Annotated in this window: 22 protein-coding genes; 11 read left to right on the top strand and 11 right to left on the bottom strand. The window is 60.9% G+C overall.

Annotated elements, in window-relative coordinates; genetic code table 11:
- The first annotated feature begins 102 nt into the window (after positions 1 to 102).
- Positions 103 to 1,347 (top strand): TIGR03862 family flavoprotein, encoded by a 1,245-nt coding sequence (locus tag F8N85_RS08715; RefSeq protein WP_191636142.1) that lies wholly within the window; start codon positions 103 to 105, stop codon positions 1,345 to 1,347.
- Positions 1,348 to 1,499: 152 nt separating this feature from the next.
- Here the strand turns inward: F8N85_RS08715 and F8N85_RS08710 are convergent, their stop codons facing one another.
- Together F8N85_RS08710 and yedA are read right to left on the bottom strand one after the other, a co-directional pair.
- Positions 1,500 to 2,834, bottom strand: coding sequence for a DEAD/DEAH box helicase (locus tag F8N85_RS08710; protein ID WP_150803231.1), 1,335 nt, complete (start codon positions 2,832 to 2,834; stop codon positions 1,500 to 1,502).
- A gap of 58 nt (positions 2,835 to 2,892) precedes the next feature.
- Entirely contained in the window at positions 2,893 to 3,783 is an 891-nt protein-coding gene (gene yedA, locus F8N85_RS08705) for a drug/metabolite exporter YedA (RefSeq protein WP_150803230.1), read from the bottom strand.
- A gap of 180 nt (positions 3,784 to 3,963) precedes the next feature.
- Here yedA and F8N85_RS08700 point away from each other — a divergent pair, with 180 nt between their 5' ends.
- A complete protein-coding gene (locus F8N85_RS08700) occupies positions 3,964 to 4,425 on the top strand; it encodes an Lrp/AsnC family transcriptional regulator (RefSeq protein ID WP_150803229.1) in 462 nt (153 codons plus the stop codon).
- Between the two features lie 105 nt (positions 4,426 to 4,530).
- On the opposite strand, the gene F8N85_RS08695 is transcribed toward F8N85_RS08700, so the two are convergent.
- The 3 genes from F8N85_RS08695 to F8N85_RS08685 form a co-directional block, all read right to left on the bottom strand.
- On the bottom strand, positions 4,531 to 5,142 hold the full coding sequence (locus tag F8N85_RS08695) for a PolC-type DNA polymerase III (RefSeq protein ID WP_150803228.1): 612 nt from the start codon (positions 5,140 to 5,142) through the stop codon (positions 4,531 to 4,533).
- A 33-nt stretch (positions 5,143 to 5,175) separates the two neighbouring features.
- The gene (locus F8N85_RS08690) at positions 5,176 to 5,655 is read right to left on the bottom strand and encodes an NYN domain-containing protein (protein ID WP_150803227.1); all 480 of its coding nucleotides are present in this window, start codon (positions 5,653 to 5,655) and stop codon (positions 5,176 to 5,178) included.
- Between the two features lie 136 nt (positions 5,656 to 5,791).
- Positions 5,792 to 6,571 (bottom strand): DUF2076 domain-containing protein, encoded by a 780-nt coding sequence (locus F8N85_RS08685; protein ID WP_150803226.1) that lies wholly within the window; start codon positions 6,569 to 6,571, stop codon positions 5,792 to 5,794.
- 179 nt (positions 6,572 to 6,750) lie between these two features.
- Here F8N85_RS08685 and F8N85_RS08680 point away from each other — a divergent pair, with 179 nt between their 5' ends.
- Both F8N85_RS08680 and F8N85_RS08675 read left to right on the top strand, forming a co-directional pair.
- Positions 6,751 to 7,425, top strand: a complete 675-nt coding sequence (locus tag F8N85_RS08680) for a YciC family protein (RefSeq protein ID WP_224795662.1) — start codon at positions 6,751 to 6,753, stop codon at positions 7,423 to 7,425.
- A 75-nt stretch (positions 7,426 to 7,500) separates the two neighbouring features.
- Positions 7,501 to 8,580: an endonuclease/exonuclease/phosphatase family protein gene (locus F8N85_RS08675; RefSeq protein WP_150803225.1), complete on the top strand. Its 1,080-nt coding sequence runs from the start codon at positions 7,501 to 7,503 to the stop codon at positions 8,578 to 8,580.
- A 182-nt stretch (positions 8,581 to 8,762) separates the two neighbouring features.
- Here F8N85_RS08675 and hrpB read toward each other — a convergent pair whose 3' ends face one another.
- Positions 8,763 to 11,294 carry an ATP-dependent helicase HrpB gene (gene hrpB, locus F8N85_RS08670; RefSeq protein WP_150803224.1) on the bottom strand — a complete coding sequence of 844 codons (2,532 nt, stop codon included), beginning with the start codon at positions 11,292 to 11,294 and terminating at the stop codon, positions 8,763 to 8,765.
- 380 nt (positions 11,295 to 11,674) lie between these two features.
- Here hrpB and F8N85_RS08665 point away from each other — a divergent pair, with 380 nt between their 5' ends.
- Together F8N85_RS08665 and F8N85_RS08660 are read left to right on the top strand one after the other, a co-directional pair.
- Entirely contained in the window at positions 11,675 to 12,094 is a 420-nt protein-coding gene (locus F8N85_RS08665) for a polyribonucleotide nucleotidyltransferase (RefSeq protein WP_150803223.1), read from the top strand.
- 30 nt (positions 12,095 to 12,124) lie between these two features.
- Entirely contained in the window at positions 12,125 to 13,018 is an 894-nt protein-coding gene (locus F8N85_RS08660) for a cation diffusion facilitator family transporter (protein WP_150803222.1), read from the top strand.
- A gap of 9 nt (positions 13,019 to 13,027) precedes the next feature.
- On the opposite strand, the gene F8N85_RS08655 is transcribed toward F8N85_RS08660, so the two are convergent.
- The gene (locus F8N85_RS08655) at positions 13,028 to 14,101 is read right to left on the bottom strand and encodes a DUF6515 family protein (RefSeq protein WP_150803221.1); all 1,074 of its coding nucleotides are present in this window, start codon (positions 14,099 to 14,101) and stop codon (positions 13,028 to 13,030) included.
- Between the two features lie 413 nt (positions 14,102 to 14,514).
- On the opposite strand from F8N85_RS08655, the gene F8N85_RS08650 reads away from it, so the two are divergent.
- A complete protein-coding gene (locus tag F8N85_RS08650) occupies positions 14,515 to 14,994 on the top strand; it encodes an Lrp/AsnC family transcriptional regulator (protein ID WP_020295307.1) in 480 nt (159 codons plus the stop codon).
- 258 nt (positions 14,995 to 15,252) lie between these two features.
- A complete protein-coding gene (locus tag F8N85_RS08645; protein WP_008022976.1) occupies positions 15,253 to 15,462 on the top strand; it encodes a DUF2788 domain-containing protein in 210 nt (69 codons plus the stop codon).
- Here the strand turns inward: F8N85_RS08645 and F8N85_RS08640 are convergent.
- The 4 genes from F8N85_RS08640 to F8N85_RS08625 form a co-directional block, all read right to left on the bottom strand.
- Positions 15,457 to 16,098, bottom strand: coding sequence for a pseudouridine synthase (locus F8N85_RS08640; protein ID WP_150803220.1), 642 nt, complete (start codon positions 16,096 to 16,098; stop codon positions 15,457 to 15,459). The genes F8N85_RS08645 and F8N85_RS08640 overlap by 6 nt on opposite strands.
- Positions 16,099 to 16,169: 71 nt before the next feature.
- Positions 16,170 to 17,669: an AMP nucleosidase gene (amn, locus tag F8N85_RS08635; RefSeq protein WP_191636141.1), complete on the bottom strand. Its 1,500-nt coding sequence runs from the start codon at positions 17,667 to 17,669 to the stop codon at positions 16,170 to 16,172.
- 21 nt (positions 17,670 to 17,690) lie between these two features.
- On the bottom strand, positions 17,691 to 19,340 hold the full coding sequence (locus F8N85_RS08630) for an acyl-CoA dehydrogenase family protein (RefSeq protein ID WP_150803218.1): 1,650 nt from the start codon (positions 19,338 to 19,340) through the stop codon (positions 17,691 to 17,693).
- Positions 19,341 to 19,414: 74 nt separating this feature from the next.
- On the bottom strand, positions 19,415 to 21,805 hold the full coding sequence (locus F8N85_RS08625; RefSeq protein ID WP_150803217.1) for a hybrid sensor histidine kinase/response regulator: 2,391 nt from the start codon (positions 21,803 to 21,805) through the stop codon (positions 19,415 to 19,417).
- Positions 21,806 to 22,094: 289 nt separating this feature from the next.
- On the opposite strand from F8N85_RS08625, the gene F8N85_RS08620 reads away from it, so the two are divergent.
- From F8N85_RS08620 to hemL, 3 genes are read left to right on the top strand one after another with little or no spacing between them, the layout of a single operon-like run.
- Positions 22,095 to 22,892: a hydroxymethylpyrimidine/phosphomethylpyrimidine kinase gene (locus F8N85_RS08620; RefSeq protein WP_150803216.1), complete on the top strand. Its 798-nt coding sequence runs from the start codon at positions 22,095 to 22,097 to the stop codon at positions 22,890 to 22,892.
- 18 nt (positions 22,893 to 22,910) lie between these two features.
- Positions 22,911 to 23,534, top strand: coding sequence for a thiamine phosphate synthase (gene thiE / locus F8N85_RS08615; RefSeq protein ID WP_150803215.1), 624 nt, complete (start codon positions 22,911 to 22,913; stop codon positions 23,532 to 23,534).
- Positions 23,535 to 23,565: 31 nt separating this feature from the next.
- Positions 23,566 to 24,849, top strand: a complete 1,284-nt coding sequence (gene hemL, locus F8N85_RS08610; RefSeq protein ID WP_150803214.1) for a glutamate-1-semialdehyde 2,1-aminomutase — start codon at positions 23,566 to 23,568, stop codon at positions 24,847 to 24,849.
- Positions 24,850 to 24,973: the final 124 nt, after the last annotated feature.

Below are 24,973 nucleotides of genomic sequence, written 5' to 3'. Positions count from 1 at the left end.
GCGGGCGAATCGGATCGCCGCACCGCCGCTCCCACAAGAACGGTGCACGGCCATTGTGCTGATAGAATGCCCGCCCTATTCCGCCGAACCGCAGCTCACGCCATGACCCAGTCTTCCGCCAACCTCCCCCACCACGTCACCATCATCGGTGGCGGCCCCGCCGGCCTGATGGCGGCTGAGGTATTGAGCCAGGCAGGGGTCAAGGTCGAGCTGTACGACGGCATGCCCTCCGTGGGTCGCAAGTTCCTGCTGGCTGGCGTCGGCGGGATGAACATCACCCATTCCGAAGCCTACCCGGCGTTTCTCTCGCGTTATGCCGAACGGGCGCCGCAGATTGCTCCGCTGCTGCGCGAGTTCGGTGCCGAGGCGCTGTGCGAGTGGATTCATGGGTTAGGCATCGAAACCTTTGTCGGCAGTTCCGGGCGGGTATTTCCTACCGACATGAAAGCCGCCCCCCTGCTACGCGCCTGGCTCAAGCGCCTACGCGAGGCGGGCGTAGTTATCCACACCCGTCACCGCTGGCTTGGCTGGAACAGCGATGGCAGCCTGCGCATCGACAGCCCGGAAGGCGAAAAAGCAGTGCACACCGATGCGTTGTTACTGGCCCTTGGCGGCGGCAGTTGGGCACGCCTGGGCTCGGATGGCGCCTGGATGCTGCCACTGGAACAACGTGGAATTTCCCTGGCGCGCCTGCAACCGAGCAACTGCGGTTTCGACGTGACGGCCTGGAGCGATCTGCTGGTCAGCAAATTCGCCGGCGCACCACTGAAAAACATCGCCATCGGCCTGAATGACGATGTGCCGCGACTGGGGGAATGCGTGATCACCGCGACGGGCATCGAAGGCAGCCTGATTTATGCACTGTCTGCAGCGATCCGCGAGGCTATCAATCAAAACGGCTCGGCGACCCTTCACCTCGACCTGCTGCCGGGTAAAACCCTCGACAGGATTCAAACAGCGCTGGCCAAGCCTCGCGGCGCTCGCTCAATGAGCAAGCACCTGCACAGCCAGCTCGGTATCGACGGCGTGAAAGCAGCCCTGTTGCGTGAACTGACGCCTGCCGGCTGCTTTACCGATCCGCTGTTGCTGGCCACTGCGATCAAAGCCCTGCCCCTGACCCTGGTAAAAACCCGGCCACTGGATGAAGCCATCAGCAGTGCTGGCGGCGTGCCGTTCGAAGCGATGAATGAACGCTTGATGCTCAACCAGCTGCCCGGCGTTTTTTGCGCCGGCGAAATGCTCGACTGGGAAGCGCCGACTGGCGGCTATCTGCTCACCGCATGCTTTGCCAGTGGGCGAGTGGCAGGATTGGGGATGGTGGAGTGGTTGAAGCGCCGGGCACCGTAACTGTGGCGAGGGGGCTTGCCCCCGCTGGGTCGCGGAGCGACCCTTAAAAACTGCAAAGGCGTTGTATCAGGCACACCGCATTCGCCGATTTTACGACTGCTTCGCAGCCGAGCGGGGGCAAGCCCCCTCGCCACGATGGTCTACTGTCTGGCTTAAGGCTTGCGCTTACGCGGCCCGGTGTTGAACACCGGTACCTTGCGCACAGGCTTGATCGCCGGCGCTTCAGCCGCCACTTCGCCGCTGTCCACCCATTTGCCCAGGTTGCGTTTACCGCCACCCGAGACTTTGGGTTTCTTCGCCTTTTTCGGTTTCTTGATAACCTGGCCACTGGCATCGGTGTCCGGCACACGGTGCTCGGGTTCGAAATCCTGCTCTTGCTCGCGAGTCAGCGTCTGACGGGTCAAGGTCTCGATGGCCGACAGCATATTCACTTCATCGGCACACACCAATGAAATCGCCTCGCCGGTAGCGCCCGCACGACCGGTACGGCCGATACGGTGGATGTAGTCCTCAGCCACGATCGGCAGGTCGAAATTCACCACCAACGGCAAGTCTTCGATATCCAGACCACGGGCCGCCACATCGGTGGCCACCAGAATCTGGATCTCGCTGGCCTTGAACCGGTCCAGCGCACGCTGGCGAGTGGCTTGTGGTTTGTCGCCGTGAATACCGTCGGCATTCACACTCAGGCCCTGGAGTTTTTCCACCAGTTGATCGACGCCGTTACGGGTCTTGGCGAATACCAGCACCTGCTTCCAGCGGTTTTTGCGCATCAGGTGAATGAACAGCTCCGCCTTGCGCTTCTTGTCCACCGTCACCACCCACTGCTTGACGGTGTTGGCGGCGACGTTGCGCGGGCTGACCTCAATGCTCAGCGGGTCATTGAGCATCTGCCCGGCCAGCAGGCGGATTGCATCGGAGAAGGTCGCGGAGAACAACAGTGTCTGACGTTGCTTGGGCAGGACCCGGTAAATATTCCCCAGCTCTTCGGAAAATCCGAGGTCGAGCATGCGGTCGGCTTCGTCGAGGATCAGGGTTTGCAACTGGTTGAACTTCAGCGCTTTCTGCCGGTACAGATCCAGCAAGCGCCCCGGAGTCGCCACCAGCACATCAACGCCCTTGCGCAGCTTCATCATCTGCGGGTTGATGCTGACGCCACCGTACACCGCATAGGTGCTCAGAGGCAGGTGCTCGGCATATTGGCGAACGCTTTCGTGAACCTGCTCGGCCAGCTCGCGGGTCGGCACCAGGATTAGCGCGCGCACCGAGTTACTCGCAACCTTCGGCCCTTCCATGGCCAGCAACTGCAGCAGCGGCACGGCGAAACCGGCGGTCTTGCCGGTACCGGTCTGGGCCGCGGCCATCAAGTCGCGACCGGCCAGCACCGCCGGGATGGCTTGCACCTGCACCGGCGTCGGGGTCTGGTAACCGAGCGTCTCAAGGGCGCGCAGCAAGGGTTCGATCAAGCCAAGAGTGGCGAAAGTCATGGGGGTACCGTAGGGAAATGTCAGCGCATGTGAGCAATGCGCCGCAGTTTACCCTAATTCACTGCGGATTCTGCCTGCGCCACTGCGGCAAGCTGATCAACACCACGGCACTGATGATCACCGCCATCGCCAGAGCCTCTTCGATACCGATGCTTTCACCGGCAAAGACGATGCCCAGCAATACGGCCACGGCCGGGTTGACGTAGGCATAGCTGGTCGCCGCGGCCGGACGGACGTTTTTCAGCAGGTACATATAGGCGTTGAAGGCGATGATCGAACCGAAGCCGATCAGATAGGCCAGGGCAACCCAGCCTTCTATTGGGGGCAGACTATCCAGGTGCTCGCCGCTGAGCGCACTGGCAATCATCAGCACCACACCGCCAACCAGCATTTCCGCGGCGCTGGCCATCGGCCCTTGAGGCAACGGTAAATGTTTGCTCCAGACCGAGCCAAACGCCCAGGCTGCTGCCGCGAAGATCAGCAACACCGCGCCCAGCGGGCTCGACTGCAAGTTTGAGCCGAAGTTGAGCATGGCAATGCCGATCAGCCCGAGAGCAATCCCGGCCCACTCCAGGCGAGTATTACGCGCGCCCCAGAAGTAGCCGCAGAGCAAGGTGAACAGCGGTACCGTCGCCACCGCCAGCGCCGCGACCCCGGAGGCCACGCCCATGTGCTCTGCCACCGTCACCGCGCCGTTGCCGCAACTGAGCAGCAGGACTCCGATCATCCCTGCCGCCTTCCATTGCGGCCAGGTCGGAGCGGGCACCCCACGCCAACGCAGAAAGCCGTACATCAAGGCTCCGGCAATGATGAAACGAATCCCCCCGAGCATCAGCGGCGGCCAGTACTGCACGCCGATTCGAATCACCAGATAGGTGGATCCCCAAATCACATACAACGCAAAAAACGCAGAAATCAGCGGCAACGTAATTCGGCGTGGGCCAGGCATGGAAAGCTCGACGGCAGACATGGGAAGCTCGAATCTGGACAGGTGGAGCGCTAGTTTAGAAAGCAGCGGGGCAAAATTTAAGTTACAAAACCTGTTTATAGCGCCCGTACACTTTTCAAAACACGGAGATCAGCGCTATAAACCGTGCATTCAAAAGTCCTGAGCTCCAGGAGCCGAATCATGGACAAATACGACCGCCAGCTCCTCAACGCCCTGTTGGAAAATGGCCGGGCGACCTACGCGCAACTGGCGCGCAAGGTCAACCTGTCCGCCCCGGCCGTCGCCGAGCGCGTGGCCAAACTCGAAGCCTGCGGGGTGATCACGGGTTACCAGGCGAAAATCGACATGGCCAAGGTCGGCCTGCCGATCCAGTGCGTCATCGAACTGCGCCTGAGCCACCACGGCAGCCAGAAAACCTACGATGAACTGATCAAGATCCCGCAACTGACCGAATGCCACCGAGTCACCGGCGACCCCTGCGTCATCATGCAAGCCGCTGTCGGTTCGATGCCGGAACTCGAAGACTTGATCAACCGCATCGCCCAGTTCGGGTTTAGCAAGACTTCGATCGTGCTATCGAGCGCGATTGAAAAACGCGTGCCGCTGGGGCATCTGGAGGGGAATGGCAGGAATGGGGGGTGACGCTAAAAGATCGCAGCCTGCGGCAGCTCCTACAGGATCCTCATACGCCAGGCGTACGCGATCGGCGTAGGAGCTGCCGCAGGCTGCGATCGTTTGATCTTGCTTCTAGAACCCGCGATGGCGCTTCAGATGCTCATTGATCTTCGCCGCCGGCACCTTCTGCAAGCTGCACAACAGATCATGGGACAACTCCCGCAGACCATGCCGCTGCCGCAGTTCCTGGGCCAGGTGCGTCGTCAGGTTGGCGGCCATTTCGGCGTCGGCCATGGCCCGGTGAGCCTGGCCGGTGTGGGGCAGTTGGGCGAAGGTGGTGAGGGTGCCAAGCTTGTGGTTCGGCGCGGCCGGCATCAGGCGCCGGGCGAGTAACAGGGAGCAGGCGAAGTTCTGCAGGCGAGTGCGTTTGATCCGCCCCAGTTCGTAGTCCCAGAACTTCTGGTCGAACGCAGCGTTGTGGGCCAACAGCGGTGTGGTGCCGACGAATTCGTTGACTTCGTTCATCACCTGTTCCGCCGAGGGTGCGCTGCGCACCATGGCGTTGCTGATACCGGTCAGGCTTTCGATAAAGCCCGGGACGCGCACGCCGGCGTTCATCAAGCTCTGGTAGCGCTCGACAATGCGCCCCTGCTCAAGAATCACCACGGCAATTTCCGTGGCCCGGCAAGCGCTGCTCGGGGAGATCCCGGTGGTTTCAAAGTCGATGACCGCTATCCGTTCCAAACCTGTTCCCACTCCATCAAAAAGTAATCGAATTCAGTTTTTAAGCAGCAACACGCCTTCGATCGGCACATAGCGGCTGGCGGCGCGTATCAACGAGTTGGCGGTCAGGCCCGGCACGCCGTAGGCGACTGCTTCAACGCCGTGCTTGCTGATAATGCGTTCAAGCAGCATGTCAAAATCACCGTCGCCGGAGGCCAGCACCACCTCATCGACGTTCGCCGCGGCGTCCATGATATCGATGGTAATGCCCACGTCCCAGTCGCCCTTGGCCGAACCGTCGCTGCGCTGGATATAAGGCTTGAGCTTTACCGTGAAGCCGAGGTTGCGCAGGATCTGCTGGAACTGCTGCTGCTTGCTGTCACCGCGATCGATGGCGTAGGCATACGCCTCGACAATCTGCCCACGCTGACTGATGTCTGCCCACAGGGCCGCATAGTTGAAGTGACAGCCATAGGCCTGACGCACGGTGTAGTAGAGGTTTTGGACATCGGCGAACACCGCAATTTTTTTCACCGCAAATCCTCATGGCGCAAGCGCGCACAGGCTGAATCAGGCGCAATGCCCGAAAAGTCGCCCAGTATGCCAGCCAGAAGGAAATTTCCGCGAATAATCGGACCGGAGCGCCAAGGCGCTCCGGACGAATGGTGCATCAGACGAAGGAATCGTCGTCGCTGAAGAAGGATGAGCTGTCATCGTTGTAGTCGGCGTCGGTAATCCCGCCCTGATCATTACCGTAGGAATCGTTACCGGCCATGCGCTGGTCATCATTACCCGGGTCATTACCGCTGTCATTGACTTGAGCCGGCTCTTCCTTGGCGACTTCGGCGACTTCCGGCGGTTGCTGATTGCTGTGGAACAGGCTGCTGATGCCTTGCGCCAGCATCACGCCACCCGCCACCCCGGCTGCGGTTCGCAATGCGCCACCGAGGAAGCTATTACCACCTGCCGGGGACTGTTGTTGGGCAGCCGCGTAGTTCTGTTGCGAGCCACCGAAGTTTTGCCGGGGCGCTACGCCCGGCTGGGCGTTGAACGACGGCCGTGCTGGCTCACGCCAGCCACCGGTCGAGGCCGGAGCACCAGCGCCCGCTGTCGGTTGCGAGTCTCGGGAACCACCACCGAAGATGCTCGACAGGAAGCCGCCACCACCACCGCTTGGCGCGGGAGTGGCCATTTGGGTCTTGGCTTGTTGCAGTTCGGCCTGCAGTTGCTGGTTTTGCTGAGCGAGTTGTTTGTTCTGTTCGTCGAGGCTTTTGAGCGCAGCCTCCTGCACCAGAATCGCCTGGGTCATGAAATACCCTGCCGCAGGCTGGCGATTCAGATGTTCCTTGATCCGTGTCTCGGCCTGGGCGTCGCGCGGGTCTGAATCCGCTTCGGCTTGCTGCAGCCGTGAAAACAGGCCATCGATCAGGGTTTGTTCTTCGCTGTTCATGGCGACCTCGTTAGATTGCCGGAAAAATCGTCGCCCTTTCCGTTGTGGATAAGGTGCCCCTGCAGTAATGGGGCGTGCTGCGCCGCCTTTCAATGGCCTTTACCCAACGTTTACGTTTGCTCCTGCGGGCCCTGCATCGGTTAAAGTGTCGAACTGCTTTTTACCTGCGATACCGACTGATGAATCCGTTAGATGTGCTCCGCGACTCTTTGTACTTCTTCAAGCGCAACCTCGGCCAGATCGTGCCGTTGTGCCTGCCGTTGGTGGTGCTCGAAGCGTTGCTGCAACAACTTGTCGAACACTCCCAGGGCTCGGATGCCTTTCCGGGTTACAGCGTGATCGTCGGGCTGCTGATTTATCCCCTGTATACCGCTGCGCTGATCCTTTTTCTGGATGCCCGCAGTCGAGGCGAATCACCGCGCACCCGAGATCTGCTGGCAATGTCGACCCGTCTGTGGCCGCGCTTCGCGCTCCTGACAGCAATCAACACCTTGTTGATTTTGGTGGGCCTGTCGCTGTACTTCCTGCCAGGGTTGTGGCTGATGGTGACGCTGGCCTTTGCCGAGTACCTGCTAGTGTTGCGAGGCCTGCAACCACTGGCTGCCATCAAGGAAAGCTTTCGCCTGACCCGTGGCAATTTCCTGCGCATCCTGACCTGTATCCTGTGCGTGATGGCACCGTTGTGGATACTCAAGGGCGCAAGTCTTGCGGTGTATCCCGAGCCGCAGAACCCGGCATTCGCGCTGTTGATCGACAGCATCCACAGCTTCCTGCAACTCTTTACCAGCGTCGTGTTGTTCCGCCTGTTCATGTTGATTAGCGAAGTACCCGACAAAAATGATGGAAGTATCTGACAGGCCTGCCCTTTGGATCCGACACGGCTCTCGGGTATGCTCGTGCTTAATCCTGCAACGCCATAAGCCGAGCCGATGACCCGTCTACTGCGCTACACCCTGCTGGGCCTGCTGATCATTGCCGGTCTGATGTCAGCCGTGATCCATAGCCTGACCTGGCGCCCGGGAGCCAAAGAGCGGCTGCCGGTCAGTTGCAGTACCCAGGCACCGCCTCTCGTGCCCGGCCAGGCGCTCAAGGTCATGACCTGGAACGTCCAGTACCTGGCGGGCAAACGCTATGTGTTCTGGAATGACCTGGCCAACGGCAATGACGAACGCCCCACCACCGAAGACATGGCCTTCAGTCTTGATGAAGTGGCGCGGGTGATCCGCGATGAACAACCCGATATCGTCCTGCTGCAAGAGCTCGATGAAGGCGCCAAGGCCAGCGACTATCAACACCAGCTGAAACTGCTCCAGGAACGCCTGACCGATCTTTACCCCTGCAGCACCCATGCATTCGACTGGAAGGCTGACTTCATTCCGGACCCGCATATTTTCGGCAGTGTCGGCCGGCAACTGGCGACATTGAGCCGCTACCAGATCAAACACGCCGAACGCCTGCAGCTCCCCGAGGCACCGGCCAATATCATCAGTCGTCAATTCCAGCCAAAAAATGCGCTGCTGGTGAGTTATCTGCCGTTGAGCGATGGAGGGCAGATGGCAGTAATCAATACCCATCTGGATCGATCGATGCAGCCTGACGACACTCTGCCAGAGCAAGTGAGCGCCATCGCCAAGGTGCTCGACAAGTTGGAAAGCCGTGGCACACCCTGGTTGATTGGCGGCGATCTTAATCTGCTGCCGCTCGGCCAGTATCAACGACTCACCCCCGAGCAACGCTCACCCTACTCCGCCGACAGCGCGCTGCATGTACTCTGGGACAAATACCCGATGATTCCCACCAACAGCGAAGCCAGCGGTATCGACCGCGCGCACTGGCTGACCCACTACCCCAATGACCCAGCCCTGAACGGCCCGGACCGCACCCTTGACTACCTGTTTTACAGCCCACGAATCAAACGGGTCGAGGCCCGAGTGAGGCAAAACGATACGCTGAGAATCTCCGATCATTTGCCGGTGATTGCACGGTTCCTTCTGCCTGCGGCGCTGTAGATCAAAAACTGTGGCGAGGGAGCAATTGTGGCGAGGGGGCTTGCCCCCGCTGGGGCGCGCAGCGGCCCTAAAACATGCAATCACATTTTATCAGGCATGCCGCGTTCACAGGCTTTGCGGCTGCTTCGCAGCCGAACGGGGCGATGCGGCGTTCCGACAAGCTCCCTCACCACAAACCTGGCTTATTTACGCGGCTTGATCCGCGCTGTCGCTTCGGCCACCAGCGGATCATCCGGCCAGTAGTGTTTCGGATAACGCCCCTTCAGATCCTTCTTCACCTCGGCATAGGTACTGCGCCAGAAGTTCGCCAGGTCCTGCGTTACCTGCACCGGACGCCGCGCGGGTGACAGCAGGTGCAACTTGACCACTTGCCGGCCACCGGCAATGCGCGGGGTTTCGGCCAGGCCGAACAACTCCTGCAAACGCACCGCCAGAATCGGCGGCTGCTCGCTGTAGTCCAGGCGAATCGACGAGCCGGAAGGCACTGTCAGATGATGCGGCGCCAGCTCATCCAGGCGTTGAGGCAGTGGCCACGGCAGCAGGTTATGGACGATGCTGGACAGGTCCAGATTGGCGAAGTGACTGAGCCGCGACACCCTTCCCAGATACGGCAACAACCAATGCTCCAAACCTGCCAGCAACGCCGCATCGCTGACATCCGGCCATTCGCTATGCCCTTTTTCCTCCCTATCCAACTGCCGTAACAACGCCACCCGCGCTTGCCACTGGCGCAGTTCCGGCGTCCATGGCAGCAGTTCGAGCCCTTTACGCCGCACCAGATTGACCAATGCCTGGCTGCGTGCGGTTTCATCCAGCCCGGTCAGCGGTTCCCTGCTGAGTATCAGTTCGCCCACCTTGCGCTGGCGCTCGGCTCGCAGCACACCTTCGCGTTCATCCCAATCTAGCTGATCGACAATGCGCACTTGTTCAGCCAACACCGAATCAAACAGCGCCGGATCAAAATCCGCCGCCAGATAAATTCGTTCTTCGCGCTGCCCCTGACGACTGCCCAGATCGGCAATCACCAGCCAGGGTTGCTTCATCAGGCTATCGGCCTCGGCGAACAGCGCGGCGCGACCGTTGGCCAGGCGATATTCGGCGCCACCGGCACGCCGCTGCTGCGCGACACGATCCGGATAGGCCAGGGCCAGCAGCGCGCCAAGCCAGCGCGGATGATCCGGATCGTTGACCGGTTCCTGTGCCTTGCCCCGCAGATAACCGCGATATTGTCGAGCCAGTTGCCGGGCTCGCTGAACGCCACCTTGAGCACCGCGAGTCGCTCGCTCTTCGCCGGACAACAGCACCAGCCTGCTGTGCAAATCCGCACCGGCGCCGCGCAAGATGTCCCGCTCACCCAACAATGCGGCGACGTCGCAAGCCATGTCCGCCAACCCCAGCGCCTGCCCGCGCAACAACAAATGAGCGATACGCGGATGGGCTGGCAGTTCGGCCATCGCCTGACCGTGACGGGTCAGCTTCCAGTCCTCAGCTGTCTTGCCCTCCAGTGCACCCAAGCGTTCCAGCAAATCCTGAGCCTGTGCATAAGCTGCCGCTGGCGGCACATCGAGCCAGATCAATTGCCCAGGCAGAACGCCCCAACGCCCCAACTGCAGAGCCAGGCCGGCAAGGTCAGCCGAAAGAATCTCGGCACTGGCGTAAGCCGCCAACTGCTCATGCTGATCCTGCGACCACAGGCGATAACACACGCCCGGCTCCAGGCGCCCCGCTCGCCCGGCGCGCTGTGTAGCGCTGGCGCGGGAGATCCGTTGCGTGTCGAGGCGAGTCATGCCGCTGCCCGGATCGAAACGCGGCACCCGCGCCAACCCGGCATCGATCACTACCCGCACGCCATCGATGGTCAGGCTGGTCTCGGCGATGTTGGTGGCCAGCACCACTTTGCGCTGACCGGGCGGTGCCGGGTCGATGGCGGCGCGTTGCGCATTCAGGTCCAGTTCGCCGTGCAACGGACACAGCAGCACTTTAGTGCGTTCACCCAGCGCCTCGACCAACTGTTGATGGACCCGACGGATTTCCGCCTGGCCCGGCAGAAACACCAGCAGACTGCCACTTTCGTCGCTCAAGGCGTCGAGGATGGTCTGCACCACCCGTGGTTCGATGAATTCCCCCGGCTGAAACGCCCGACCCCAGCGCATCGTCACCGGGTACATGCGCCCTTCGCTGCGCAAAATAGGCGCGTCATCCAGCAGGCCTGCGAGCCGTTCGCCTTCCAGGGTCGCCGACATCAAGAGAATCTTCAGCGGCTGTTCGTCACGAAACAGGTCGCGACCATTCAGGCTCAACGCCAGCGCCAGATCAGCGTCGAGGCTGCGCTCGTGGAACTCGTCGAAGATCAGCAGGCCGACACCGTCCAGCGCCGGGTCATCTTGCAGGCGTCGAGTGAGAATCCCCTCGGTGACCACTTCGATTCGGGTATTGGGCCCCACCTTGCTGTCGAGACGAATGCGATAGCCCACGGTTTCGCCGACCTTTTCCCCCAGCTCACTGGCCAGTCGTTCGGCGGCCGCGCGGGCGGCGAGGCGACGCGGCTCGAGCATCAGGATGGTTTGCCCGGCCAGCCACGGCTCATTCAACAACGCCAATGGCACGCGGGTGGTTTTACCGGCGCCGGGCGGTGCTTCGAGTACGGCTTCGTGGCGTGTCGCCAAGGCTTCACGCAGCGCGGGTAGAACTTCATCGATCGGCAGAGAAATCATGCTGGCTCCCCAGGGCGTGCTCACAGTAAATTGCGGGTCGCGTTGGAGCTGTGGACGTGCCAGGCAAGGCGCGGGACGCCGGTAAGGGTCGTTTCCTTGCCAAGTCCCGCAACGCAGCATGGCGCGTTCACAGCTTCAACCCGAAGGGCCGAACCCCGGAAAGCGCAATCCGCCGTTACTCGTTTTTGATTGGGGAAAACCAAACCTCACTCCTCATGTACTCTTGCGTGTTCCGGGGTGATGGCGCGACCGCAATTTATTGTGAGCACGCCCTGCGAGCCGCGAGTATAACGGCGAACTGCATAGCGTTAATCAGGGTCTGTATTGATACCAGGGACGCTTTTTCACCATTTCGTTTCGAATTTGATCAGGAGATCCATATGCGTATTCCCTTCCGTGTAGTTGGCGGCGTTCTGCTCGCTACCCTGCTGACCCAAATGACCGCGTGCGGCACGATTTTCTTCCCGGACCGTCGCGGCCAGATCGAAGGCAAGATCGACCCGGTGGTGGCCGCCCTCGACGCCGTGGGCCTGCTGTTCTATGTCATTCCAGGGCTGATTGCGTTTGGCGTGGACTTCGCCACGGGTGCTATCTACCTGGAACCCGGCAGGACCGCCCAGGTCGCCCCGGAAAAACTCCAGCAGGCCATCGGTGCCGACGGCAAGGTCGATAACAGCAAGTTGCAGGCTATTCTCGAAAGCGAACTGGGCCGCACCTTCCCACTGGATGATCCACGGTTGATCCAGCACAAAGGCAGCGCACAGCAACTGGCCATGTACGGTCTGCAACCCGCCGCTTGAAGTGGCGTATTCGAAGGAACGTAAACGCCCATGACCAGTAGTACCGAACACGCTCGCCTGCTGCGTCTGGCGACCCGCGCCTCGCTGGCGGTGGCGGGCATTCTGATTGTGACCAAGGCGATCGCCTGGTGGTTGAGCGGTTCGGTCAGCCTGCTGGCGGGTCTGACCGACTCCCTGCTCGACGGTGCCGCGTCGTTTCTCAATCTGCTGGCGGTGCATTACGCGCTGCGCCCGGCAGACGAGGATCATCGTTACGGACATGGCAAGGCCGAGTCCCTCTCGGGCATGGCCCAGGCGCTGTTCATTGCCGTCAGTGCGGTATTGATTGGCGTGCAGGCGATCGAACGTCTGCAGAACCCGGAGCCCTTGGGGGCTCCTTGGGTGGGTATCGCCGTGATGCTGCTGTCACTGGCGCTGACGGTCGCGCTGCTGATGCTGCAACACCGGGTGATCCGCGAAACCGGCTCGACCGCGGTACGTGCCGACTCGCTGCATTATCGTTCCGATCTGCTGCTCAATAGCAGCATCCTGCTGGCGCTGGTACTGGCCAGCTTCGGTTGGGAACAGCTGGATGCCTGGTTTGGTCTGGCGATTGCGGTATACATCCTCTGGAGCGCCGTACACATCGCCAAGGAAAGTGTCGCGGTATTGATGGACGAAGAATTGCCGCCGGACGTCAGCCAGCACATGCTTGAGCTGGCCTGCAGCGTGCCCGGTGTGCTCGGCGCCCATGACCTGCGCACACGGATCTCCGGCAATCACTGGTTCGTGCAATTGCATCTGGAACTGCCGGGTGAATTGACCTTATCCGTCGCCCACGGCATCAGCGATCGCGCCGCCGAAGCGATCACCGCCGCTTACCCGCGAGCCGAGGTGTTGGTGCACGCCGACCCGCAGGAAGTGGTGAGCGCTGCAAAGACCTGAGGTCTTCGACTAATAACTGACCTGGTACCCGCGGCTGCTCAGGCAATTGCCCTGGGCCTGGCGATAGGTTTGCACCACCGCTGGCGCCGGTTGATAGGTGACCGCCGCCGGATCGAAGCCGCTCTGCTCGACCGCCCAGCGATAGCAGTCGTAGCCATCCTGATTGACCTGCTCGGGCGTCTGCCCGTTCGCCGGATAGGCGACCACGTCGTAGCCATTGCTGACCGGTTGCGGTTGAGGATTGCCCATGGGTGGGTCGACCACCACGTATTGCTGGGTGCTGGACTCATACGCGTAGTAGGAGCCTGCCGCCAAAAAGAGCAACGCGCCGCCGATCCAGACTTCCTGCGCGTAATCCGGTAGATAGCTGACGCGGATCCCGTGCGGAGGCCTGACCACTACATAACGCGGGCCTTGCGGGCGATACCAGTAACCGCTGGAGTAAAAGTAGTCCTGACCGCGATAGGGCACGCGGTAATTGCGATCAGGGAATCGATCGATCACATAACCCGGACGATATTGCGGGCCAGGCCCCCAACCGTTGCCATGCCCATCCGGGCGACCCGGCCAGCGATGGTCATTGGAGTGATCTTTGTAGTCTGAGCGCGAACCAGGGCCGCCTGACTGCCAATGCGGGTTGTTATCGTTGCGCCGGGGAATGTCCTGATAGTAACCACGCTGTGGCTGCTGAGTCTGGCGGACGGTGTCCGGGCGGCTTTGAATCGGCAGGTTATTGCTCGGCTGCGACGCAGGCCGGCCTTGGCCATTGAGATCATGCTGCCCACGACTCTGCCCCTGTGCGCCAGGATTGCGGCCGTTGTGCTCGAACTGTTGGCTGTTGTCGCCGCGAATAATCTCGTTCTGCTGGCGCGGTTGGTTATTCTGCGGACGTGGCTGAGGGTTTTCCGGACGCTGTTGATTGTTTCCCGAGCGCCCTTCGGCGCCATGATCACGCTGGCCACCGCTACCGGCACCCGTGTGTTGAGGACGTTGCCCGTCATCCCGCTCATCGGCCTGTAATTGCGCGCCGACACTCATGCACAGCAAACCAACACCTGCCAAACGCCAGATGCGCGACTTCATGCTATTCCTCACTGCGGTTCAGGACCTATCCATCAGACTGGAAAAGCCTGGGGCGGTTCTGCAACAGGTTATCAGTCACGAGACTTATTTCGCAGGCATAAAAAAAGGAGACCTGTCGGCCTCCCTTTGAGAACTTCGTCCGTGCTCGACGCTTATGACGCCGGCTCACCTCACTCCGTCTTCTGGACAGTGTGTAGCCCGGGGGCCGACTCAACCCTGTGGGGTTGGCGACCGCAGCTGGCCTGATTCGGCGAGCCGCACTGGACTGTTTGTCCGGGCAGTGATTCTGGTAATAAGAATAGGCTTGAGGCGCCGGCAGAGGATTGCGAATATTGCTCAAATAAACATAGCTTGCGCAATTTTTAACTAAAGATAGATAATTAGCCGCAATAGTTACGACAAAGGACTGATCCATGAGCAAACTAGACCGATACGACCTGAGCATTTTGGCGGAATTGCAGCGGGACGCGCGCATCTCTAATCAGGAGCTGGCCGAGCGTATCGGGCTGTCACCCTCACCCTGCTCGCGGCGGGTCAAGCAACTGGAAGACGACGGCTATATTTCCCGCCAGGTCGCCCTGCTCGACCGCAAAATGCTCGGCCTGAGCCTGACCGCCTATGTGCTGATCGGCATGGACCGGCACACCCCCGAGCGCTTCGAGAACTTCGAAGCGGCGATTCGCAACCTGCCGCAGGTGCTCGAATGCAGCCTGGTGACGGGTATGGACGCCGACTATCAACTCAAGGTGGTGGTACCGGACATGGATCACTACCAGAAGCTGTTGCTCGGCCACCTGACCCGCATCGAAGGCGTGACCAGCGTGCGCTCGAGCTTTGTACTCAATCAGGTGCTCAATAGCACCGAGTTGCCGTTGACTCATTTGCGCGGCTGAACACAATTCCCCTGTGGCGAGGGAGCTTGCTCCCGCTGGGCTGCGAAGCAGCCCTAAAAATCAGCCAACCAGGTTTTTCAGACAGAACGCGTCAACCAATTTGCGACCGCTTCGCGCTCGAGCGGGAGCAAGCTCCCTCGCCACAGTATGAGTTCGTCCGCAGGGCTGCGACAGGTCGACGCACGTCAATACACCACCAATCCCCCTTGGCGTATACTCCGCCGGCCTTTTTTTGCCCTGCCGCGCTGGAGAGTTTCAATGGATCCTGCAGTATTCGAAGAGTGGATGATGACCGGTCTGGTGACCATCCTGATCATTTTCATGGGTTTCATCGTCTGGGATCTGGCGAAGAAGTCCAAGGCCGGGCGGTTTGGCTCCTTTATTCTGTTCTTCGTATTGGGTCTGGGCGTTGCCGCCTTCGTGATCAAAAGCGTGGTCATCGGGCTGATCGAGTCCGGCACCTTATAAACGCGCAGGGACTTCTTTCCACTGGCCCTGATCAAGCCCTTCGATAGTCCAGTCGCCGATTCGCACCCGCACCAGACGCAGGGTCGGCAAGCCCACCGCAGCCGTCATCCGTCGCACCTGACGGTTGCGCCCTTCGCGAATCACCAGCTCCAGCCAACTGGTCGGCACACTCTTGCGGAACCGCACCGGCGGATTGCGCGGCCATAGCTGTGGCTCTTCAAGCTGCCGCGCCTCGGCCGGCAAGGTCATGCCGTCATTCAACTCGACGCCGTCGCGCAACCGCTGCAATTGTTCAGCGCTGGGCTCGCCTTCCACCTGCACCCAGTAGGTCTTGGCCAGTTTATGTTTCGGATCGGCGATCCGCGCCTGGAGCTGGCCGTCGTTGGTCAGCAACAGCAAGCCTTCGCTGTCCCGATCCAGCCGACCTGCCGGATAAATGCCGGGGATCTCGATAAAGTCCTTGAGCGTCGCCCGCCCTTCGCCGTCGCTGAATTGAGTCAGCACATCAAATGGCTTGTTGAACAGGATCAGCTTTGGCTCGGCCGGTGGTGCCTTGGCGACACGCCGTGGTGCTGAGGAAGATTGCGGGTTATTCGCGCCAGGGCGGCGGGAAGCAGGACGAGGTGGACGAGGCATGGCAAAAGGGACATCTAACGGTCAGGACTGGCAATGCTAGTACCCCGACCGCTAAATGACCATCGCAACTATCAGCGGAACGGCGGTTCGTCGAAGCTGCGCAGCTTGCGTGAGTGCAGCGAATTGAGCTCGGTACGCAGCAGATCCACCGCGGCGATGCCGATCTTCAAATGCTGGCTGACCGCACGTTCGTAGAACGCGTTGGCCGAACCTGGCAGTTTGATTTCGCTGTGCAGCGGCTTGTCCGAAACACACAACAAGGTGCCGTAAGGCACCCGTAAACGATAACCCTGGGCCGCGATGGTGCCGCTTTCCATGTCCACCGCCACGGCACGCGACAGGTTGATCAGCGGACGCTCCTGAGCCCAGCGCAATTCCCAGTTACGGTCGTCGTAGGTCAGCACGGTACCGGTGCGCAGGCGTTTTTTCAGATCATCGCCTTTCTCGCCGGTGACGTTGGCCGCGGCTTGCTGCAAGGCCATCTGCACTTCGGCCAGGGCCGGGATCGGAATATTGGGTGGTACGACCCGATCAAGGATTCCGTCGCGGCGCATATAGGCGTGAGCCAGCACGTAGTCGCCAATGGTCTGCGACTGACGCAAGCCGCCGCAGTGCCCGATCATCAGCCAGCAGTGCGGACGCAGCACAGCCAAATGGTCGGTGATGTTTTTCGCGTTGGACGGACCGACTCCGATGTTCACCAGGGTCACGCCATGACCGTCACTGGCTTGCAGGTGATAGGCCGGCATCTGATAACGATGCCATACCACTCCGGCGGCAATCGCCGAGGCCTCGCCGTGGTCCATGCTCTTTTCGATGATCACATTGCCCGGCAACACCATGCGCACGAAGCGTGGATCGCTGCGCAATTGCTCCAGGCCGTGCACGATGAACTGGTCGACATAGCGGTGATAGTTGGTCAGCAGGATCCACGGCTGCACATGCCGCCAGTCGCTGCCGGTGTAGTGCACCAGACGACGCAGCGAGAAATCGACCCGCGCCGCGTCGAACAGCGCCAATGGCAGTGGGTCGGTGTTTTCCCAATCGTACAGGCCATCGGCGATGCCATCGGTAGCGGCCGACAGGTCGGTGCTGGGGAACACCCGAGCCAACGCCGCAGCGGTGACACCGGAACCACCGAGTTCATCGCCCTGCTCGACCACATAGGGATACGGAATATTCTGCTCGCTGACGCCCACTTCCACCGTCACGGTGAAGTCGTGCATCAGCGGCACCAGTTGCTCCAGCAGGTAATTACGAAAGGCGGCAGGATGGGTGACGGTGACGCTGTAGGTGCCAGGCAGCTGGACCTTGGCGTAAGCCCGAGTGGTCTGTGGGACCTCGCCCTGGCAGAGATAGGTCAAGCGCAGTTCAGGGTAACGAAACAGGGCGCGCTGCTCGGCGTCCGGTTCAATGCGATCCTTCAGGTACTGCTTGAGGGCCTGGCTGAGCGCGGTGGTCGCACGCTTGTGCAGAGCCGCAAGCCGGTCTACGGCTTGCTCGGCGGTTTGAACGACAATAAAAGCTTCGGTCACGATGAGCATCCTGTGTTCTGATCTGCAGGCCTTCATCTTGCCTGCAAGTCAGCGCGATCAGAAGCCCTGAGGTGTCGAACGCGCAACAATCGCCTCGACGTCCAGACCTCGTGGCAGCGTGCCATAGACCCGACCGGCGGTTCCCAGGCGACTGGCAATGAAAGCATCGCTGACGCTGGCATTGCCCGCCTCCAGCAACAGCTTGGCCTGCAGCCCCAGTGCGATGTCTTCAGTCAGCTGCCGAGCGCGGTACTGAATGTCGCTGGTGTCCTTGAACGCCGCCTGCAACTGGCTGATGTGCGCCGCCAGGCGCTTGTCGCCGTGGCCATCGCCCAATTCGCTGAACAACACATCCAGCACCCCCGGCTCTTTCGACAAGGCCCGTAACACGTCGAGGCACTGCACGTTGCCGGAACCTTCCCACGTCGAGTTCACTGGCGCCTCGCGGTACAGACGCGGCAGGATACTTTCCTCGACATAGCCGGCACCGCCCATGCATTCGGCGGCTTCGTTGATCATCGCCGGTGCCCGTTTGCAGATCCAGTACTTGCCCACAGCCGTCACCAGCCGGGCGAATTTGGCTTCCTGCGAGTCATCCAGTTGATCCAGTGCTCGCCCCATGCGCAGGCTCAAGGCCAGGGCGGCCTCGCTTTCCAGGGCCAGATCGGCCAGCACGTTCTGCATCAAGGGTTGTTCGCTGAGCAACTTGCCGCCGACCATCCGATGCGCACAGTGATGGCTGGCCTGGGTCAGCGCCTGGCGCATCAGGGCGCTGGAACCGACCATGCAATCGAAGCGGGTCATGGCAACCATCTCGATAATGGTCGGCACGCCGCGGCCTTCCTCACCGACCATCCAGGCCAGGGCACCACGGAACTCCACTTCACTGGAGGCGTTGGAGCAATTGCCGAGTTTGTTTTTCAGGCGCTGGATGTAGAACTGGTTACGGGTGTCATCCGGGCGATGGCGCGGCAGCAGGAAGCAGGTCAAACCCTTGTCGGTCTGGGCCAGAGTCAGGAAGGCATCGCACATCGGGGCCGAACAGAACCATTTGTGGCCGATCAGCTCATAGGCCTGGCCCGGACCTGCGGCCCCCACCGGAAAAGCCTTGGTGGTATTGGCCCGGACATCGGTGCCGCCCTGCTTCTCAGTCATCGCCATGCCGATGGTGGCGCCGGTCTTGTGGGCGATGCCGACGTTACGCGGGTCATATTCGGTGGCGAGAACTTTCGGTAGCCATTGTTCGGCGATGTCCGGTTGCAAGCGCAGCGCCGGCACCGAGGCGAACGTCATGGTCAACGGACAACCGCTGCCGGCCTCGGCCTGGCTATGCAGGTAGGTCATGGCCGCGCGGGCTACGTGGGCGCCGGACTGCGGATCGGTCCAGGGCAATGAGGTCAAACCATGCTCGACGGCGGTCCGCATCAGCTGGTGGTAGGCCGGGTGAAACTCCACCAGATCGATGCGATGACCATAACGGTCATGACTGACGAACACAGGCTTGTTCTGATTGGCCAGAAACCCCGCTTCCATCAACGGCCCACCCGCCAACGCGCCATAGCCGTCAATCCGTGATTCGGCCCAACCAGCGCCAAATCGCCGCGCCCATTCCTGTAGCGGCAGGTCGATGCGATAGAGGTTGGTGCCATCCAGTGAGGGTGGCTGATTGGTGACCTCGTGGGTTTCGGCGAACTGATGCAGGTTCATGGCGGGGCTCCCTTGGGGTGAATCAAGACCCCAGTTAAGCACCACCCCCCACTCGAAAAAAGTGGCATATACGCCTAATTATCGGCGCTTTCACCTTGTTTAGGGCATAGCACCCGACGATACAAAATCGCCTGCAACTCTTCGAATTTCACCGGTTTGCTCAAATACTCGGTTACCCCCACCGCCTGGCAACGCTCGCGTTCGGCATTCGGTGTCACCGCCAGCACCGGCAGCTGCGCGTACCCTGGCAGAGCCCGCAATTGGCAGCAGAGCGAAACGCCGTCGAGCCGCGCCAGCTGGCTATGAAGCAACACTGCATCGAAGGATTCGCGTCGTAGCAGATCCAGGGTCGCCCGAGCGCTGTCCGCCGTCAGCACCCGATAGCCCAACTTGAGCAACATGCCACGTACCACCAGTTGCTCAATGCTGCTGTCATCGATCAACAATACGCGGCACTCCTGAGGCGTACGTCGGGTTATCGGCGCATTCGCCGGGAGGGCTTGCCCAACAACCGAAGGTCGCGCGCTATCGCTATCAAACTCGACTTCCAACTGGAAACAACTACCACGGCCCGGTTCTGATTGATGGGTCAACCCCCCCCCGAGCAACTCGATCAATTGCCGGCAAATCGCCAGGCCGACACCCAGCCCGCCATATTCGCGGGTCATCGAACCGTCGAGCTGGAAGAATCGTTGATACAGGGTGGCTTCATCCAGGTTCGTGAAGCCGATACCGGTGTCGATCACCGCGAAGCACAACGCGACCCGGCCCTCACCTGCCGACTTCCCGGTGACTCGCAGAACCAGGCCACCGACCCGGGTAAACTTGATGGCGTTATCGAGCAAGCATTCCAGGCATTGGGCCAGTTTTGCGCTGTCGCCTTGCAAGCGATCTGGCAAGCCCTTCGCCACCTCGAGCTGAAAATCCAGCGCCTTGCTCATGGCATTCGCGGCGAACTGCATTTGCAGTGCATCGAGCACCCCACGCAGGCTGAAATCTTGCCGTTGCACCTTGAGCCTGCCGGCCTGCAACTCGGTCAGGGTGAGGATCCCATTGACCATGCGCATCATGTCCCGCGCCGAGCCCGCGGCCGTCTGTTGATACTGCTCCAGCTCCGGGTCGAGATCGACGGTCTGCATCAGTTCCAGCGAACCGATCACCCCATTCATCGGCGTGCGCAACTCATGGGTCAGGGTCGAGAGGAATTCGTCCTTGAGCCGGTTGCTGTGGGCCAGCTGCTGGTTTAACACTTCGAGCTTCTGACCGGCATCGAGCAAAGTCCGGGCCTGCTGCTCGCGCATCGAGTTAATACGATCGGCCAACGCCAGTGACAGCAATGCCACCTCAAGTGCCGAACCGATCTGGCTGGAATACATGGTCAGGAACACGTTAGGCAGGTAGCCCAGTACCATCAGCGTGTTGATCACTCCACCGAACAGAAACGCCGACCAGGCGATGATGAAATACCGGGCCACCCGCAGACCGCGGCACCAGACGAAGACCCCGGCCGCAAAGATCGTCACGGTAAAAGCCAGGGCCAACGCCGTCGCCAGGCGCAAGGCCAGGGCATAGCTGGTCATCAACGACAGTGCCACCACTACCGCACTGCACGCGATCAGTCCGAGCAGCAACCGGTCGAGCCAGCGACTGTGGCTGGCGGTCTGCAGAAAGCTGCGGGCAAACTGACTGCCGAAAAGCCCCGCAGCGCCAATGAAGAAGGGAGTCGAGGCGTTGGCCCACCAGGGATTGTCTGGCCAGAAATACTCCACCGCCGCACCGTTCACCGACAGCTGGTACAAACCGAACGACGCTATGTACAAGATGTAGTAAAGGTAGCTGGTGTCCCGGACGGCAAGGTAGATGAACAGGTTGTAGATCAGCATGCCCAGCAACACGCCATAGATCATGCCCAGCACGTACAGGCGCTGTGGCTGTTCTTCCAGGTAGAAAGTACTCGACCAAAGCGTCAAGGGTGCCTGGATCGAACCCTGGCTTTGCAGGCGCAAGTACAGGGTTTTGCGTTGATCAGGGGCAAAATCCAGGTCGAACAGATAGTTGTTCTGGCGGATCTGCCGACTGGCAAACGGCAAGGCGTCGCCCGTACGCTGGGCCAATCGATAGCCGCCAGCGGCATCGGGCAGGTACACGTCGAGATGATCGAGTGGCGGATAGGCCAGTTCCAACAGCCAGGTGCGCTGCGCCGCCGGATTGCCCGGACGATAATGCAGGTCGATTTTCAGCCAGAACGCCGAATGCGAGTAACCGGCATTGAGTGTGGCCTTATCATGAGCCTTGAAGCTGCCGGCCAAAGCCTGCGAGCTGACATCGGCGATAGTCGCCTCGCCGCTCACGTCTTCGAACACCTGCATCACTCGCCCCAGGGGAAGGCTTTGAGTGTTCTCATTGAACTCGGCTGCACCGGCCAGCATCGGCAAGCTCAGCAGCAACATCAGCAAATAGCGCATAGAGCCCCAGCATGGCCTGTCCGGTTGAATCAGGAAGCCCCCCATTTCCCTTGAGTAGACGTAAGACCGGCAATATCTGTGATTGATTTGGATCCACTCTAGCATAGCCGTTGATGGCCATTGAACACCATTGAAATTTTTACGTTAAAGGCTCTAGTACGGGCGTCTCAGCGCCACCCACTGATCTAGAGCCGTTTGCCCGACCCCGTTCGGGCGCTGCCATAAAAAGTGAAACGGATACGCCGCGGACAGCTCCGAAAAAAAGCGTTTGGTGGTAAGCTCGCGCACCATGAATATCTACAGTTCTCGCCCCGTTGTCCTCTGTCTCTCCGGCCACGACCCAAGTGGTGGCGCCGGCCTGCAGGCAGATATCGAAGCCCTGCTCGCTCAGGGTTGTCATGCCGCCCCGGCAGTTACCGCGCTGACTGTGCAAGACACCGTCAACGTCAGCGACTTCCGCGTTCTCGACCGTGAGTGGGTATTGGCTCAAGCCAATGCCGTGCTCAACGACTCGACTGTCGCGGCGGTCAAGCTGGGCATGCTCGGCTCGCTGGAAATGGTCGACACTGTGGTCGAGCTGCTCCAGGCGCATCGGCATTTGCCGCTGGTCTGCGACCCGGTGTTGCGCGCCGGTGGCGGCGGGCGCCTGGGCAAGGATGAAGTCGGCTACGCCATGCGCGAACGCCTGCTGCCGCTGGCGACCATTGCGACCCCTAACCTTCCTGAAGCTCGCATCCTCGCTGAACTGCCTGAAGGCACCCCCGACGAATGCGCAGAAAAACTCCTGCCCTATTGCCAACACCTGCTGATCACCGGCGGCCATGGCGATGAGCATGAAGTGCACAACCGCCTGTACAGCCGCGATGGCAGCCGCCAGACCTTCACCTGCCAGCGTTTGCCTGGCAGCTATCACGGTTCGGGCTGCACCCTGGCCAGCGCCCTGGCCGGTCGCCTGGCCTTGGGTGAAAACCTCGCCAGCGCCGTGCAATCGGCACTGAACTACACTTGGCGCACACTGCGCGATGCCGAACAACTCGGCAAAGGCCAGTTCGTCCCGCGCCGGCTGCCACTGGATTTTTGCTCGTAACGCCATGAGGCTTGCTCGATGAAACTACGTGGCCTGTATGCCATTACCGACAGTCAACTGTTGGCCGGCAAGTTCCTGCCCTATGTGGAAGCGGCACTGGAGGGCGGTGTCACGCTGCTGCAGTATCGCGACAAGAGCTCCGACGAAGCCCGTCGGCTGCGCGAAGCCGAAACCCTGCGCACCTTGTGTGAGCGCTACAACGCCAAATTGATTATCAATGACGATGCCGAATTGGCCGCGCGCCTTGGCGTCGGTGTCCATCTGGGCCAGACCGACGGCCCGTTGACCCCGGCCCGGGCCCTGCTCGGGCGCAACGCGATCATCGGCTCGACCTGCCACGCCCAGCTCGAACTCGCCGAACAGGCCGCAAAGGAAGGCGCCAGCTATGTCGCCTTCGGCCGCTTCTTCAACTCCAATACCAAGCCCGGCGTGCCGGCGGCCACTCTCGACTTGCTCGACCAGGCCCGCAGCAAATTGCACCTGCCGATTTGTGTGATTGGCGGCATCACCCTGGAAAACGCCGCCCCGCTGGTGGCCCATGGCGCCGACCTGCTGGCTGTGGTCCACGGCCTGTTCGGTGCCGCGACTACCCAGGAAGTGACGCAACGCGCGCGCGCTTTCAAAGCCCTGTTTGATATCTAAATAGCCGAATCCTGATTCAGAGAGCCCGACCATGTCTCGTTCCGAAACCCTGTTTGCCAATGCCCAGAAACACATTCCCGGCGGCGTGAACTCGCCCGTTCGCGCCTTCAAGAGCGTCGGTGGCACCCCGCTGTTCTTCAAGCACGCCGAAGGCGCCTACGTAACGGACGAAGATGACAAGCGTTACGTCGACTACGTCGGCTCCTGGGGCCCGATGATCCTCGGCCACAGCCATCCGCAAGTGCTCGATGCAGTGCGCAAGCAGCTCGAACACGGGCTGTCCTATGGCGCGCCGACCGAAATGGAAACCCAGATGGCCGATCTGGTCTGCTCCATCGTGCCCTCGATGGAAATGGTCCGCATGGTCAGTTCCGGCACTGAAGCGACCATGAGTGCGATTCGTCTGGCCCGTGGCTTCACCGGTCGCGATAGCATCATCAAGTTCGAAGGTTGCTACCACGGCCACTCCGACAGCTTGCTGGTCAAGGCCGGTTCCGGCGCGCTGACCCAAGGTGTGCCCAGCTCTGCCGGGGTACCCGCCGCATTCGCCAGACACACCCTGACCTTGCCGTTCAACGACATCGGCGCCGTCGAGCAGATGCTCGGTGAAGTCGGCCAGGAAGTGGCCTGCATCATCGTCGAGCCGGTGGCTGGCAACATGAACTGCGTGCCACCGGCACCGGGTTTCCTCGAAGGCCTGCGCACGCTTTGCGACAAACACGGCGTAGTGCTGATTTTCGACGAAGTGATGACCGGTTTCCGCGTCGCGCTGGGTGGCGCCCAGGCCCATTACGGCATCACCCCGGACCTGAGCACCTTCGGCAAGATCATTGGCGGCGGCATGCCGGTAGGCTGCTTCGGTGGCAAACGCGAAATCATGTCGCACATCGCCCCGTTGGGCCCGGTCTACCAGGCCGGTACGCTGTCCGGTAACCCGCTGGCCATGGCTGCGGGCCTGACCACCCTGCGCCTGATCAGCCGTCCGGGCTTCCACGCCGAGCTGAGTGACTACACCAGTCGCCTGCTCGACGGCCTGCAACAGCGTGCCGACGCGGCCGGCATTCCGTTCGTGACCACCCAGGCCGGCGGCATGTTCGGCTTGTACTTCAGCGGCGCCGACGACATCGTCACCTTTGATGACGTCATGGCCAGCGACGCCGGCCTGTTCAAGCGCTTCTTCCACCTGATGCTCGAGGGTGGCGTGTACCTGGCACCCAGCGCCTTTGAAGCCGGTTTCACTTCGATCGCCCATGGCGATGCCGAGCTGCAACTGACCCTCGATGCGGCCGAACGCGCTTTTGCTGCACTGAAGTAAGCACCTGCAGACTGACGCCGGTGGACACCGGCGTCAGCTTTTGCCGCCTGCCGCAGCCGATTTTCCTTCTGCGCACTGGCAAAATCGCCGAAAGCGGAAGATATAGTCCCCGCGCAGCAGAAAA

The sequence above is a fragment of the Pseudomonas fluorescens genome (genome assembly GCF_902497875.1).
GTDB classification, from domain to species: domain Bacteria; phylum Pseudomonadota; class Gammaproteobacteria; order Pseudomonadales; family Pseudomonadaceae; genus Aquipseudomonas; species Aquipseudomonas fluorescens_BR.
The sequence above is the reverse complement of the archived record's forward strand: the minus strand, read 5'-3'. Positions and strand labels throughout refer to the sequence as shown.

What these genes read in the sequence shown, in the direction of transcription:
- F8N85_RS08715 (WP_191636142.1), top strand. Translation starts at nt 103, where the DNA reads ATGACCCAGTCTTCCGCCAACCTCCCCCACCACGTCACCATCATCGGT.
- F8N85_RS08630 (WP_150803218.1), bottom strand. Translation starts at nt 19,340, where the DNA reads ATGAACCTGCATCAGTTCGCCGAAACCCACGAGGTCACCAATCAGCCA.
- F8N85_RS08625 (WP_150803217.1), bottom strand. Translation starts at nt 21,805, where the DNA reads ATGCGCTATTTGCTGATGTTGCTGCTGAGCTTGCCGATGCTGGCCGGT.
- F8N85_RS08650 (WP_020295307.1), top strand. Translation starts at nt 14,515, where the DNA reads ATGAGCAAACTAGACCGATACGACCTGAGCATTTTGGCGGAATTGCAG.
- amn (WP_191636141.1), bottom strand. Translation starts at nt 17,669, where the DNA reads ATGAAGGCCTGCAGATCAGAACACAGGATGCTCATCGTGACCGAAGCT.
- F8N85_RS08710 (WP_150803231.1), bottom strand. Translation starts at nt 2,834, where the DNA reads ATGACTTTCGCCACTCTTGGCTTGATCGAACCCTTGCTGCGCGCCCTT.
- thiE (WP_150803215.1), top strand. Translation starts at nt 22,911, where the DNA reads ATGAAACTACGTGGCCTGTATGCCATTACCGACAGTCAACTGTTGGCC.
- F8N85_RS08645 (WP_008022976.1), top strand. Translation starts at nt 15,253, where the DNA reads ATGGATCCTGCAGTATTCGAAGAGTGGATGATGACCGGTCTGGTGACC.
- yedA (WP_150803230.1), bottom strand. Translation starts at nt 3,783, where the DNA reads ATGCCTGGCCCACGCCGAATTACGTTGCCGCTGATTTCTGCGTTTTTT.
- F8N85_RS08620 (WP_150803216.1), top strand. Translation starts at nt 22,095, where the DNA reads ATGAATATCTACAGTTCTCGCCCCGTTGTCCTCTGTCTCTCCGGCCAC.
- F8N85_RS08640 (WP_150803220.1), bottom strand. Translation starts at nt 16,098, where the DNA reads ATGCCTCGTCCACCTCGTCCTGCTTCCCGCCGCCCTGGCGCGAATAAC.
- F8N85_RS08655 (WP_150803221.1), bottom strand. Translation starts at nt 14,101, where the DNA reads ATGAAGTCGCGCATCTGGCGTTTGGCAGGTGTTGGTTTGCTGTGCATG.
- hrpB (WP_150803224.1), bottom strand. Translation starts at nt 11,294, where the DNA reads ATGATTTCTCTGCCGATCGATGAAGTTCTACCCGCGCTGCGTGAAGCC.
- F8N85_RS08675 (WP_150803225.1), top strand. Translation starts at nt 7,501, where the DNA reads ATGACCCGTCTACTGCGCTACACCCTGCTGGGCCTGCTGATCATTGCC.
- F8N85_RS08700 (WP_150803229.1), top strand. Translation starts at nt 3,964, where the DNA reads ATGGACAAATACGACCGCCAGCTCCTCAACGCCCTGTTGGAAAATGGC.
- F8N85_RS08665 (WP_150803223.1), top strand. Translation starts at nt 11,675, where the DNA reads ATGCGTATTCCCTTCCGTGTAGTTGGCGGCGTTCTGCTCGCTACCCTG.
- hemL (WP_150803214.1), top strand. Translation starts at nt 23,566, where the DNA reads ATGTCTCGTTCCGAAACCCTGTTTGCCAATGCCCAGAAACACATTCCC.
- F8N85_RS08680 (WP_224795662.1), top strand. Translation starts at nt 6,751, where the DNA reads ATGAATCCGTTAGATGTGCTCCGCGACTCTTTGTACTTCTTCAAGCGC.
- F8N85_RS08660 (WP_150803222.1), top strand. Translation starts at nt 12,125, where the DNA reads ATGACCAGTAGTACCGAACACGCTCGCCTGCTGCGTCTGGCGACCCGC.
- F8N85_RS08685 (WP_150803226.1), bottom strand. Translation starts at nt 6,571, where the DNA reads ATGAACAGCGAAGAACAAACCCTGATCGATGGCCTGTTTTCACGGCTG.